General features: G+C 68.7%; 12 protein-coding genes. 5 read left to right on the top strand and 7 right to left on the bottom strand.

The features are described from left to right. Positions 1-52 precede the first annotated feature (52 nt). On the top strand, positions 53-1,000 hold the full coding sequence (locus AB5I40_RS17280; RefSeq protein ID WP_370939538.1) for a 2-hydroxyacid dehydrogenase: 948 nt from the start codon (positions 53-55) through the stop codon (positions 998-1,000). Beyond that, complete coding sequence (locus AB5I40_RS17285) at positions 997-2,124, top strand: glycerate kinase (protein ID WP_370939539.1); 1,128 nt, start codon at positions 997-999, stop codon at positions 2,122-2,124. The genes AB5I40_RS17280 and AB5I40_RS17285 overlap by 4 nt, the downstream gene beginning before the upstream one ends. A gap of 209 nt (positions 2,125-2,333) precedes the next feature. On the opposite strand, the gene AB5I40_RS17290 is transcribed toward AB5I40_RS17285, so the two are convergent. Beyond that, entirely contained in the window at positions 2,334-2,639 is a 306-nt protein-coding gene (locus AB5I40_RS17290) for an iron-sulfur cluster biosynthesis protein (protein WP_344285923.1), read from the bottom strand. Between the two features lie 1,710 nt (positions 2,640-4,349). On the opposite strand from AB5I40_RS17290, the gene AB5I40_RS17295 reads away from it, so the two are divergent. Beyond that, complete coding sequence (locus AB5I40_RS17295; RefSeq protein WP_370940540.1) at positions 4,350-4,766, top strand: GtrA family protein; 417 nt, start codon at positions 4,350-4,352, stop codon at positions 4,764-4,766. Positions 4,767-5,091: 325 nt separating this feature from the next. Further along, positions 5,092-5,748 (top strand): RNA polymerase sigma factor ShbA, encoded by a 657-nt coding sequence (gene shbA, locus AB5I40_RS17300; protein ID WP_370939540.1) that lies wholly within the window; start codon positions 5,092-5,094, stop codon positions 5,746-5,748. Positions 5,749-5,849: 101 nt separating this feature from the next. Here shbA and AB5I40_RS17305 read toward each other — a convergent pair whose 3' ends face one another. From AB5I40_RS17305 to AB5I40_RS17315, 3 genes are read right to left on the bottom strand one after another with little or no spacing between them, the layout of a single operon-like run. Then, positions 5,850-6,680 carry an amidohydrolase gene (locus tag AB5I40_RS17305; RefSeq protein WP_370939541.1) on the bottom strand — a complete coding sequence of 277 codons (831 nt, stop codon included), beginning with the start codon at positions 6,678-6,680 and terminating at the stop codon, positions 5,850-5,852. Next, positions 6,677-7,651, bottom strand: a complete 975-nt coding sequence (locus tag AB5I40_RS17310) for an aldo/keto reductase (protein ID WP_370939542.1) — start codon at positions 7,649-7,651, stop codon at positions 6,677-6,679. The genes AB5I40_RS17305 and AB5I40_RS17310 overlap by 4 nt, the downstream gene beginning before the upstream one ends. Then, positions 7,648-7,980: an L-rhamnose mutarotase gene (locus AB5I40_RS17315; RefSeq protein ID WP_370939543.1), complete on the bottom strand. Its 333-nt coding sequence runs from the start codon at positions 7,978-7,980 to the stop codon at positions 7,648-7,650. The genes AB5I40_RS17310 and AB5I40_RS17315 overlap by 4 nt, the downstream gene beginning before the upstream one ends. Before the next feature lie 74 nt (positions 7,981-8,054). Here AB5I40_RS17315 and AB5I40_RS17320 point away from each other — a divergent pair, with 74 nt between their 5' ends. After that, on the top strand, positions 8,055-8,771 hold the full coding sequence (locus AB5I40_RS17320) for a FadR/GntR family transcriptional regulator (protein WP_370939544.1): 717 nt from the start codon (positions 8,055-8,057) through the stop codon (positions 8,769-8,771). A gap of 761 nt (positions 8,772-9,532) precedes the next feature. On the opposite strand, the gene AB5I40_RS17325 is transcribed toward AB5I40_RS17320, so the two are convergent. From AB5I40_RS17325 to AB5I40_RS17335, 3 genes are read right to left on the bottom strand one after another with little or no spacing between them, the layout of a single operon-like run. After that, positions 9,533-10,549 carry an ABC transporter permease gene (locus AB5I40_RS17325; RefSeq protein WP_344285916.1) on the bottom strand — a complete coding sequence of 339 codons (1,017 nt, stop codon included), beginning with the start codon at positions 10,547-10,549 and terminating at the stop codon, positions 9,533-9,535. Continuing rightward, the gene (locus AB5I40_RS17330; protein ID WP_370939545.1) at positions 10,542-12,044 is read right to left on the bottom strand and encodes a sugar ABC transporter ATP-binding protein; all 1,503 of its coding nucleotides are present in this window, start codon (positions 12,042-12,044) and stop codon (positions 10,542-10,544) included. The genes AB5I40_RS17325 and AB5I40_RS17330 overlap by 8 nt, the downstream gene beginning before the upstream one ends. Continuing rightward, positions 12,041-13,081, bottom strand: a complete 1,041-nt coding sequence (locus AB5I40_RS17335; protein ID WP_370939546.1) for a sugar ABC transporter substrate-binding protein — start codon at positions 13,079-13,081, stop codon at positions 12,041-12,043. Before AB5I40_RS17335 ends, AB5I40_RS17330 begins: the two co-directional genes overlap by 4 nt. Positions 13,082-13,103: the final 22 nt, after the last annotated feature.

Consider the following 13,103-nt stretch of genomic DNA (forward strand, 5'->3'; position numbering starts at 1 on the left):
AGCGCGCCGCGAACCTCGCTCGGGCGGCACAGTCGGCATTAGGCTGCTCGGCATGCCGAAGATCGCTGTCACCCGCTGGATCCCGGACGAGGCCGTGCAGGTGCTCGGCGAGGCAGGCGAAGTCGAAATCTGGCCGGAGGACCGGCCGCTCACGCCCGAGGAACTGCGGAAGTTCGTCGCCGGCGCGGCCGCGGTGGTGTCGATGCTGCACGACCGGATCGACGGCTCGGTCGCGGACGCGGCGGGTCCCGAGCTGAAGGTCGTCGCGAACGTCGCGGTGGGCTACGACAACGTGGACGTCAGTGCACTGGCGGACCGCGGGGTCGTGGTCGCCAACACGCCAGGCGTGCTCACCGACGCCACCGCGGATCTCGCGTTCGGACTGCTGCTGGCCGTCTCGCGGCGGCTCGGCGAAGGCGAACGTTTGCTGCGCGCGCGGCAGCCGTGGTCGTTCCATCTCGGCTTCCTGCTCGGGTCCGGCTTGCAGGGCAAGACGCTCGGCATCGTCGGGCTCGGGCAGATCGGCCGCGCGGTGGCGAAGCGGGCGGCGGCGTTCGGGATGCGGGTCGTCTACTCCGGACGGTCGGCGAAGCCGGACTTCGACGGCGAGTTCGTGTCATTCGACGAACTGCTGCGGCGTTCCGACTTCGTGTCGCTGCACTGTCCGCTGACTCCCGAGACCCGGCACCTTGTCGACGCGGACGCGTTGCGCGCCATGAAACCGAGTGCGTACCTCGTGAACACCACGCGCGGTCCAGTGGTCGACGAGTCGGCGCTGGCCGACGCGCTCGAAGCCGGCGAGATCGCGGGCGCGGCGCTGGACGTGTTCGAGAAGGAGCCGGACGTCGAGCCGCGGCTGCTCGAGCGCGACGACGTGGTGCTGACACCGCATCTCGGATCGGCGACGGTGGAAACGCGTACGGCGATGGCGGTGCTGGCCGCACGCAACGTCGTCTCGGTGCTCGCCGGTGCCGAGCCGCTGACGGAGGTGGGCCGATGACCCGGGTCGTGATCGCGCCGGACAAGTTCAAAGGAAGCCTGACCGCGGTCGAGGTGACGGAAGCGATCGCGCACGGCGTGCGCGATGCGTTGCCGGACGCCGAGATCTCCGCGTGCCCGGTCGCCGACGGCGGCGAAGGAACGCTGGAGGTGCTCGAGAACGCGGGCGGCTCGATGGTGCGCCTGTCGGTGCGTGGTCCGCTCGACGAACCGGTCGAGGCGCGGTATGTGCTGCTCGACGGCACGGCCTACGTCGAATCGGCGCGTGCGTGCGGCATCGAGTTCGTGACGCCCAGCCGGGAAGTCGCGCTGGCCGCGCACACGTGGGGCGTTGGCGAGTTGCTGAACGACGCCCTCGCCCGCGGAGCGCGGCGGCTCGTGCTGACCGTCGGCGGCACCGCGAGCACCGACGGCGGCGCTGGGATGCTGGCCGCCCTGGGTGCCGAGGTCGTCAACGCGTCCGGTGCGCCGGTCGGTCTCGGCGGCGGGTCGCTGGCGCAGGTCGCGCGCGTCGATCTGGGTCCGGTGCGGGAACGGCTGGGCGGGGTGCCGGTCGCGGTCGCGACAGACGTGACGAATCCGCTGCTTGGCGCGAACGGGGCGGCGGCCGTATTCGGCCCGCAAAAGGGTGCCGACCCGGAAGACGTCCAAGCGCTCGACGAAGCACTGGCGCACTGGGCCAAGGCGCTTGTGCAGGCTGGCACGTCGGACGTGTCCGACCTGCCCGGAGCCGGGGCCGGCGGAGGTGTCGCCGCGGGCGCGATCGCCGGGTTCGGCGCGACGGTCGAGTCCGGCTTCGACCTGATCGCCGCGTTGACCGGCGTCGACGAAGCACTGACCGGCGCGGATCTGGTCATCACCGGCGAGGGTTCGCTGGACGAACAATCACTGTCCGGCAAGGCCCCGGCAGGCATCGCGGCTCGCGCCGGGCGGACCGGCATCCCGCTGCTCGTGCTCGCCGGACGGATCCAGCTGGACGCGGACGCGCTGGCCAGCCTGGGAGTCGTGGGCAGCAGCGCGCTGATCGACCACGCGCCGTCGCTGGACTACGCCCGCGCCCACGCCGCGGAACTGCTGCGCGAACGGGCCGCCGTGCTGGTGCGGGACTGGCTGCGCGCCAAGTAGCAAAGCGCTCCCGCGATCAACCGCGGGAGCGCTTCTGCTCAGCTCAGCCGTCTTGGACAACCCGTGTCTTGGACGGCGGTGCCACCCAGGAATCGGCCATGGCCAACTCGCCGGATCCGGACGACATCCGGCAGTACCGGCGAACGGCACACGGGATCAGCCGACGGACACCGCCGCGCGAACCCCGTGGCCGGGCGCTTGCGCAGCCGTCAGGCGGACTGCTGCTGGGGCAGGACGGCGAAGGCGACGTCGCCGGTGTCGTCCTGCTGAACGTCGAGGACCTTGTCGTCCAGCAACGCGGCTGCCTGAGGCTCAAGGAAGACCTTCGCCCCGCCGTCGGCGCCGACGATGCGGTCGCCGTCTTCCGGGGCCGGGGCTACCGACAGCGCCAGTTGGGCGCCGTCGCCTTCCATGCTCTGCAGCGCGAAGCGCAGGCCGCTTTCTTCGGAGCCAGTGCCTTGTTCAGCGGTCAACGCGGTGATCGCCTCGGCGGCGGCTTCGGTAACGGTCAGCATCTTTCGGCCTTCCCTTCGTCGCAGTCGGATGCGCGCGGTCGGTTGCAGGGTGGTTTTTCACGCTAAAGGCGGCACGACCGTCGCGCAGTGTGAGCGCGAGAGGCGTTGCCGCGACGGTGGAACCTGTCACAAATACGTTTGAGATCAGGCTCTTCGGGCCATAGCCGACCGGATCGCGTCGGCGACCGTGCAGCCCCCGTGGTCGACCCGCTCACCCGGTCTGGGATTCGCGGGCCAGCCAGCCTCGGCCACGCTGACCGGCTCGCCAGTGTCGGCCGATCCCTCGACGCCCCCTCCGGCCACCGGCGGCCGAACCTCCGGCGGCTCCCCCGCACGCTGACTCTCCCGGACCTCGGCGGAGCCTGCCCCAGCACGCACCGCACCTCTGGGCGCGGGCGCACGGAACGGGTCGACACGGGAACTGTCCGCCCCGGGTGCTTGACTCTCGCGGAGAGCGTCGTCACCGGAATCGCTCACGGGCACCTCCCGAAAGTCCGGATTGTTCGTGGTGAGCTACCCGAGCCGACTTCCGGTGAAACGGGCCGAACGGCTGTCGTCGGAATCACAGTGGTTCCTGCGGTCTGCCAGGGCGTCAGCGGGCTGAGCGGAGCTAGCGTCGAAACCATGACCACCACAAGGTGGATGCCGCGCGGCCGGATCGGACTCCGCCCCCGGCGCAAACCCGGCCCGGACGCCGCCAGCAACGCCCCGCTCGGCGACGACGCGATCGACGCCATGCCGGAATACCGCACGCTCGACGAGCCTTCAGGCCGGTCCTCGAGCCTCGATGAGACCGCCGACCAGCTCCGCCCAGCCGCACTCGCCGACGAACTCGACCGCCGCGACTCGCTGGACTCCGACGTCGACCGCCGCAGGGACGACCCCCGTCGCCACTCAACGGCAAATCCGAGCTCCAACCACCACGGGACAACCGATGGTGACGCTGATCCGCTCCCGCCAGAGCCCGGAGACGAGCGCACCCGTCGCCACCTGGCGGCGAACGCGAGCACGAATCGCCACTCAACGGCGACTACCCCAGCGACGTCGCTGCCGCCGAGCCGCGGGACCGAACTCGTCAGCCACGACCAGGTGGCCGACGCGAACGCCCCTCGCCGTCAACCGGCAACGGGCGACGCCAAACCGCTGCGGTCAGAGATCGTCAGTGGCCGTTCAACGGCGAATCCGAACAGCACTCACGGTGAAGCAGCAACCGACAACACCCAATCGCTGCAGCCGGACGTCAGCAGCCAACACACCAGTCATCACCCAGCGGCTAACCCCGCCAGGGCGCACGATGAGGCGGCAACTGACAACGCCAAGCCTCAGCACTCCGGCACCATCCGACGCACCAGTCGCCACCCAGCGGCCAATCCCAGCAGCGCCCGCCGCGAAGCGGCAACCGACAACGCCGAACCACCACACCCGGATATCAGCACCCAGCGCGCCAGTCGCCACTCAACGGCGAATCCGAACGACACTCGCCATCAGGCGGCAACCGACGACGCCGACCTGCGTCCGCTAGAGCCCGCCAACGACACCGCCGCGGAAGCCAGCCGTCCGCTCCGCCCGGCAACGGATCTCGTAGCCGAATCCCACCTCGACGGACCTCACCCGAATCCGCCAGCCGTCCTCACTCCGCATCCAGCACCCGCAACCGTTGCCGATAATCGGCCAACCCACGCCGCCGACCGCACTGCCCGCCGTCGCGAGATCGGGGGCCATGCGGCCTGGTACCTGGCCGCCGGTGTCGTCACCACCGGGCTGCAGGCCGTCCTTTTCCTCGCCTTCCGCCCGGAAATCGGCGCGCAATGGGCGAATCTCGCCGCGCTCGCGATCACGACGATCGGCAACACCGAGTTCCACCGGCGCGTCACGTTCGCCAAACGGAGCAGCCACGCGGGCAAGCGGCACCTTCAGGATCTCGTTACGTTCGCCTTCTACGCCGGCTACGGATCGGCCGTTCTCGCGGCCCTCGACGCCGTCGTCGCGCATCCCTCCGCCGGGCAGCAAACCGCCGCGCTTCTCGCGGCCAGTTTCGTCGGCGGGGTCGTGCGGTTCGCCGTTCTGCGCTGGTGGGTTTTCGCCCGGACGCGGCGAGCGGACGCGCCACAAGATCACCAACGGTAGTGGAACCCGTTCTACCCGCAGTGCGACCACTCTCTGTTGCGCTACCCGGCTATCACTCTTCGTGACGCATCAAATCGGACATCCGCACATGCTGCGAGACCGGATTCGTACTGTGCGTCGGCTGGTCTCGTTTGTGTCAAGACCACTGCTGCTAACGGGGTATTCGTAGTTGAAATGTGGACGGTCGGCCTCCGGCCGCTTAAGGTTACGGAGCGTCGCAACGATCGCAGTGCTCCCCCCGTTCGATTGGAGTACTTGCGACCGCAACATCACAGAGTGTTGACCCCAAGACAGCGACGGTCGCAGGGTTGCCGGGGAGACGACCATGACAGCACCGTCGAAGACGTCCCGTACTGCGGTGTCCGACGTCGCGGGCTACGTGAGCCCTGCGACGCTGCCCCGGTCCGGTGGACGTCTCACCAAAGAAGACCTCGACCCGCTCGTACGCGCCGCGGGTCAGGGCGATCAATCCGCGATCGCCGACCTGCTGCACGTGCTCCGCCCCGTCGTCGCCCGCTACTGCCGGGCCCGGATGGGCGGCCGCGACCTCTCCTATCTCGCCGCCGACGACGTCGCGCAGGACGTCTGCATGGCCGTTCTCAAGGCCCTTCCCGATTACCAGGACCGCGGCGGCTCGTTCCTCTACCTCGTGCACGCGATCGCGGCCAACAAGGTCGCCGACGCCTACCGGGCCGTCGCGCGCGACCGTTCCGAGCCGGTTCCCGAGCTGCCCGAACACCCGCTCGCCGGCGGCAACGAGCCGGAATCGCACGCGCTGCGCCTCGATCTCGGCAGCCGTCTGCAGGAACTGCTCACCCGCCTCGCCCCGCTGCAGCAGGAGATCCTGGCGCTGCGCATCGTCGTCGGCCTCAGCGCGAACGAGACAGCTGAAACGCTGGGTATTTCGGCCGGGAACGTCCGCGTCACGCAGCACCGCGCGCTGTCCAAGCTCCGCGAGATGGTGCAGGGCCAGGACTTCTGAGCCGTTCCGTCACTCGAACGGCTGGAACGCCGGCGAGGACCGCTGAATAGGTCGACAGGCTCGGCTTCGCGCGGCACTCTGGATTTAGCCCGCCGCATCTCTCAGCTCAATTCATAAACGCGTGCCGCCGTGTGCTCGAAGACGTCCAGCCGTTCCGGGTCGCTCAGCACTCCGGTCAGCGACACCGCCGCGTCCAGTACGACTTCGTACGCTGCCGCCAGTTCGCACACTGGCCAGTCGGAGCCGAACATGACCCGGTTCGCGCCGAACGACTCGAAAACGTGGTCTGCGTAGCGGCGCAGATGGCCCACCTGCCATTCGCGCCAGTCGGCTTCCGTCACCAAGCCGGACAGCTTGCAGTGCACGTTCTCGTGCGCGGCCAGCGATGCGACGCCGTTTGCCCACGGCTGCCATTCGCCGGCCGCGATGCCCGGTTTCGCGGCGTGGTCGAGGACCAGCCGCAACTCCGGCAAGCGTTCGGCGACCCGCCGGGCGGCGTCAAGCTGCGCCGGTGCCACCAGCAGGTCGTAGACCAGGCCTGCGGCGCCGACCGCGCTCAGGCCGCGCAGGATTTCCGGACGCAGCAGCCAATCCGGGTCCGGTTCGTCCTCGACCTGGTGCCGGATGCCGACCAGCGGGCCGAGTCCGCGCAGCCGGGCGAGCCGGTCGGACACGTCCGGGGCGGCGAGGTCGACCCAGCCGACCACGCCTGCCACCAGTGGCTCGGACGCGGCAGTGGCCAGGAACTCCTCAGTTTCCGTCTCGTCCGAAACGGTCTGCACCAGCACAGTGGCGTGGACGCCGGCCGCGGTGGTCACCGTGCGCAGATCGTCGACTGTGTATGGCTTGCGGATCGGAGCCAGCGCGTCGCCGGACATCCACGGGTACTCGCGGCGCGCCGGATCCCACAGGTGGTGGTGCGAATCGATCACTGGGTTCCTCCGGACACGACGGGACGGGCGGCCGACCGCAGCAGGCCGGCGTCAGCGAGGTCGTCCCACAGTACGGCCGGGATATTCGCCGCTGCCCGGCGAACGTTCAGCGACACCTGGTCGGCGTCGTGCGCGCCGACGACCACCGACACCACCGCGGGGTGCGTGCGCGGCAACGCGAGCGCGGCTTCCGGCAGCGAAACACCGTGCCGTGCGCAGATTTCCGCTATTTTCTGTGCTTTCTCCACGAGATCCGCAGGCGCGGCCGTGTAATCGTAAATAGTGCCGGGTTGTTCAGTGGCGAGAATTCCCCCGTTGAACACGCCGCCAGCCACGACACCGACGCCGCGTTCGACGCACAGCGGCAACAACTCGTCCAACGCCGGCTGGTTCAGCAAGGTATAGCGACCGGCCATCAGAACATGGTCGAGATCGAACCGGCGCACGAATTCCGCCAGCATCGGCGCCTGGTTCATCCCGGCCCCGATCGCGCCCACGACACCCTGCTCGCGCAACTCCAGCAATGCCGGGAACGCGCCGGCGACCGCTTCCTCGAAATGATCGTCCGGGTCGTGCACGTACACGAGATCGATGCGGTCGAGACCCAGCCGGTCCAGGCTCGACTCCAGCGAACGCAGCACCCCGTCGCGGCTGAAATCCCAGCGGCGGCGGTAAGTCCCGGGGACGTCGAACCCCTGGTCGTCGCGTTCCCCGGGTGCCACCGCGCGCGGTTCCAGCACCCGTCCGACTTTCGTGGACAGGACATATTCAGCTCGCGGATACGCCGACAGCGCGGCCCCGAGCCGACGCTCGGACAGTCCGAGCCCGTAGTGCGGCGCCGTGTCGAAGTAGCGGATCCCCTCGTCCCACGCCCGCCGCACGCTCGCCGCGGCGATTTCGTCCGGCACCGCGTGGTAGAGGTTGCCCAGTTGCGCGCCGCCGAGTCCCAACGGGGGAAGGTCCACGGTCACGCCTCCGCCGGGAGTTGCCACACCAGCCCGAGGCCGTGGGCGACGTCGGAATGGTCGAGGTCGAGGAGTTCGTTGATCCGCTTCTGCCACGCGATGTCAGCCGGGTCGTCGGCGAGTTTCGCGCGCATCTGCTCGAAGTCGTCCACCTCGACGAAGTGGAACAGGTCGAGCCCGTCACGCCAGATCCGCCACGAGCGCACGCCCGCGCGGCGCAGCGCGGCGTCCAGATCCTGCGGGATCACCGCGTGCACCTCCTCGTAGATTTTCTCCATTCCGGGCTTGAGCCGGGTGCGCAATGCGACCGTTTGCGGCGCCGGGCCGTGGGTCATCGTTCCTCCTGACGGGAGTCGTGGCACGCTGTAGGGGGTAAACATCCGAGGTCTCTGCAGGGAGGGCGGTCCCGATGCCCGTCACCGATGTCGCGATCGACAAGATCAAGGACATGATCATTTCGGGCGAGCTGGCCCCGGGCGACCGGCTCCCCAAGGAGGCCGAGCTCGCGCAGCGGCTGGGGCTGTCCCGCAGTTCGCTGCGGGAAGCGGTGAAGGCGCTGTGCCTGATCCGGGTCCTGGACGTGCGCCAGGGCGACGGCACGTACGTCACCAGCCTGGAGCCGAACCTGCTGCTCGACGCGATGACCTTCGTCGTCGATTTTCACCGCGACGACACCGTGCTCGATTTCCTTGCCGTGCGGCGGATTCTGGAGCCCGCGGCCACCGCGATGGCGGCGCTGCACATGCGCGACGAGGACGTCGCCGAACTCGGTGCGCTGCTCGGCGAATTGGAGGACTCGCCGACCGTCGAGGCGCTGGTGGCGAACGACTTGCAGTTCCACCGCAAAATCGCTGACGGCTCGGGCAATCCAGTGCTGTGCTCGCTGCTCGAAAGCCTCTCCGGCCCGACGGCGCGAGCCCGGATCTGGCGCGGTCTCACCCAGGAAGGCGCGGTCGCCCGAACCCGAGAACAGCATGCCGCGATCTACGACGCCATCGCCGCCCGAGAACCAGAACTGGCCCGCTCGTGGGCGACGGTGCACGTGGCCGGAGTGGAGCAATGGCTGCGCAGCACCCTGGTCGAAGACGCCGCGGCTGGCGATCACGCCGAGCCCGCCGCTTCTTGACTGGACGGGGATTGCAGCGCTCCCTGACCGGCCAGAGATGACGACAGTTCCTGACTGAACGGGGATTGCAACGCTCCCTGACCAGCCAGAGATGACGACAGTTCCTGAGTGGACGGGGACGGAAGCGGTTTCTGCGCGGTCTGTTGTGGTGACGGGTCCCTTCAGTCCTTGCCGATCGGAGTGAAGGGCCCCTTCGCTCACGTTCGGTTGGAACGAGGGGGATTTCCGCGTCTGCACGGCGGGAGTGACGGGAGCCCTCACACCGTGACGGACGACGCGGATGGACCCATCACGCACGCCCGGCGGGCGCGAGGGGGCCTTTCGCGCTTGAGGCGGGACGGCGATCGTCCGGCACCGTTCTGGGGACGATGAAGGGACCCATCGCGCACGCCCGGCTGAAGCGGCGGAGACTCGTTCGCCAACCGGCGTGATGAGGGGTCCCTCCATCGACTCCGGCTCTTGTGCGGTGAAGGGTCTCTTCGCCGCACAAGACGCGACAGAGACGGAGGGCGCAGCGGAGCCAGCGGCTGCAGCGCAGCCAGGAGCGACAGCGCGGCGGGCAGCGACAGCGCGGCGGGGAACGACAGCGGAGACAGAACTGGCCGCGCCAACCACCGCATCGCCCCACAGCCCACCTGCCGGGCCATCCGCCAGGTTGGTGCTCCGCAAGCCGTCCGCCGGGCCAACCACCGCACAGCCCAGCGGACCGCCCGCCGGGCCAAGGCGTCGAGAAGGTCGGATGATCACCGAACCTCCGCCGATCAGGTCTGGGGCTTTCCGCCGGCATACCGGCTGATGATCAACGCGATCAAAATGATCCCGCCGTAAATCGCCTTCAGCCATTCCGCCGGAACCTGGGCGATGCGCAGCAGACTGTCCACCGACTGCAGCAACAGCACGCCGGTCAGCGCCCCGACCAACGTCCCTCGGCCGCCGTCCAGCGAGACACCGCCGATCACCGCCGCGGCGAAGACCTGCAGGATCAGGCCATCGCCCTGGTCAGCGCCCAGAGCGCCGACATAACCCGTGTACGCGAGGCCGCCGATGGCAGCCAGCACGCCGGCCACCACGAAGACCGCCCACGAGATTCGGTCCACCCGGATGCCCGCGGCCCGCGCGGCTTCGCGGTTGCCGCCGATCGCGTACAGCGAGCGGCCGACTCGGTGGTAGCGCAGGCCCAGTCCGAAGACCACGAACAGCACTGCCGCGAGCCACACCGACATGGGCAGTCCGGCGAACGTCGTCGTCGCCAACGCGGTGAAAGCGTCCAGTTGGTCGAACAGCGTCTTGCCGTTCGTCGTGCCGATTTGAGTACCACGCAGAACCGTCAACATAGCCAAGGTCACGATGAACGCGTTCAGCTTCAGCTTCACGATCAGGAAGCCGTTCACGAAGCCGATCAGCGCGCCCACCACGGGGATCGCCACCAGGCCAAGCACCGAGGGCCATTCGGTGCCGAAGCCGGACGACGCCGCCGGGATGACCAGCATCGCGCCGATCGCGGGAGCGATGCCCATCGTGGATTCCAGCGACAGGTCGAACTTGCCGGTCAGCAGCACCAGCGACTCGCCGAGCACGACCAGCGACAGCGCGGCCGCCGCGGAGAGGATGCTGATGATGTTGTCGAAGGTGAAGAACGTGTCGCTGATCAGCCCGCCGATCACGAACACCACCACGAGCGCGGGCAGCAGCGCCAGCTCGCGCAGCCACGCCGACTTCCGGCGCTTCGCCCGTACCGCGGGCAGCGCCGTCTGCGGGTCGCTCATCAGGTCAGTCATGGAGCCCGACTCCTTCGATATCCGCCACCAAGTCCCCGTCGGACCAGCCGGCCTGGTGGACGGCGGCCACCGCGCCCGCGCGCAGCACCAGCACCCGGTCGGCCAGGCGCAGATCGTCCAGCTCGTCGCTCACGAGCAGCACCGCCTTCCCCTCGGCCCGCACCCGGTCCACGACCGCGAGCAGGGCCTCCTTCGACTTCACATCCACACCCGCGGTGGGATTGATCAGCACCACCACGCGCGGGTCGCTCTCCAAAGCCCTGGCGAGCACTACTTTTTGCTGATTTCCGCCGGACAGATCGGAAACGGGCTGGTCCGGGCCGGCGGCCACGATGTCATACGCGGTCAGGGCGCGCGTTCCGCGTTCCCGGCGGATTTTCGGGGACGCCAGGCCGCCGCGGCCCATCCGGTCGAGCACGGACAACGTCGCGTTGTCCATAATGGAGTGTTCCAGGACCAGGCCTTCGTGGTGCCGATCCCTTGGGACGCAGCCGATCCCCGCACGAAGGGCGGCGGGGATATCACCGGCGGGCAGGCGCTTTCCGTCTACCGCAATGGTGCCTGAAGTGGACGCACGCAGGCCGTAAACCGTTTCGGCTACCTGGTGTTTGCCGCTCGCGTTGCTGCCGGCGAGTCCGACGACCTCGCCGCGGTGGACCTTGAGCGAGACGTCGTGGAAACCGTCGCCAGACAGGTCATCGACGGTGAGCACCTCTTCGGCGTCCACCGCTAGCGGGTCGCGGGTGGCGGCGTCGCGCACGGCGAGGCCGCCCTGCTCCCCCGTCATCGCGTCGACCAGCGCCGCCCGGCTGACCTCGGAGACGGGCGCGGTGAGCACGTGCCGGGCGTCGCGCAGGACGGTAACCGCTTGGCACACCTCGTAAACCTCGTGGAGGTGATGCGAGATGAAGAGGAACGTGACACCGTTCTCCTGCATCTGCCGCATGCGGTCGAAAAGCCGTTCGATGGCCTGGCTGTCCAGCTGCGCGGTCGGTTCGTCCAGCACGATGAACCGAGCACCATAACTCAACGCGCGGGCGATTTCGACGAACTGACGGTCCTCAACGGACAGATCGCCCGCAGGAGTGTCCACATCGACCCGGACGTCCCACGAGTCCAGCAGTTCCCGTGCCTGACGGCGCAGCTTCTTCCAGCCGATGGAGAACCCGCCCTGAGCCTGCCGGTTCAGGAACAGGTTCTCCGCGACCGTCAACTGCGGCACCACCATCGCGTGCTGGTACACGCACGCCACGTGCGCCTTCCAGTCGTCCTGTTTGGACAGCGAAGGAGCTCGGACGCCGCCGAAGGAAACGCTGCCGGTGTCCGTTTCGGACAGTCCAGTGAGGATGGACACCAGCGTGGACTTGCCCGCCCCGTTGCGGCCGACGAGTGCGTGCGACTCGCCGGGCCGAACGGTGAGGCTGACGTCGTGCAGCGCCACGGTCGGCCCGTACCGCTTCCCGACGCCGTCCGCCTGCACTACCGGCGCGCTCACAGGTTGTTACCCCACAAAGCTTTGTCGTCCACGTTGTCCTTGGTCACGACCGGCGCGGGCAGCTGGTCTTCCAGAATGCCGGGGCTGATTTCGACGATCGTGGAGTCGTGGTCGGTCGGGCCCGGCTTGAACGTCTCGCCCGCCATGGCCTTCTTGAGCCAGTACATGCCGTACTTGGCGTAGGCGTCGGCGGGCTGCGAAACGGTCGCGTCGAGTTCGCCGTTGCGGATCGCGGTGAGCTCCTGCGGGATGCCGTCGTTGCTCACCAGCACCACGTGCTTCGGGTCGCCGACCGGGAAGAACAGGTTCTTGCGCTTGAGCGCCTGCTCGGTCGGCGCGAGGTAAACGCCGCCCGCCTGCATGTACACGCCCTTGATGTCCGGGTTCGCGGTCAGCAGACTGTCCAAACCGGACGACGCCTTGTCCGCCTTCCATTCGGCAGCGACCTCGAGCACCTTGACGTCCGGGTACTTCTGCTTCATGCACTCGCGGAACGCCGCCGACCGGTCACGGCCGTTGACCGACGCGAGGTCGCCCATCACCTGCACGACCTTGCCGCTCTTGACGCGCTTGCCGATTTCTTCGCACGCCTTGGTTCCGTACGCCTTGTTGTCCGCGCGGACCACCATAGCGACCTTGCCGCTTTCCGGCGCGACGTCCACCGCGACCACCGGGACGCCCTTGATTTCCGCCTGCTTCAGCCCGGCGACGACTGCGGCCGAGTCGAGCGGCGTGACGACGAGCCCCTTCACGCCCTGGTTGAGCAGCGTGCCGATGTCCGTGATGAGCTTCGCCGGGTCGCTGTCGGCGTTCACCGTCGGCAGCGCGTCGAGCCCCTGCTCTTTCGCCATCTGCGGCACGTATTTGTTGTAGGCCTGCCAGAACGGCGAAGTCAGCAGGGGCAGCGTCGCCCCGACCTTGCCGGTGCCGCCGCCGCCAGCCGCGGCCGCCGGTTTGTCCTTAGTGGACCCGCACGCACCGAGCACCAAACCGCAGGCGGCCACCGCGGCGGCCAGCTGGATCACCTTCGTACGCACCGCATCCTCCTTGATGACAGGC

The organism is Amycolatopsis sp. cg13, assembly GCF_041346965.1.
Classification (GTDB): Bacteria; Actinomycetota; Actinomycetes; order Mycobacteriales; family Pseudonocardiaceae; genus Amycolatopsis.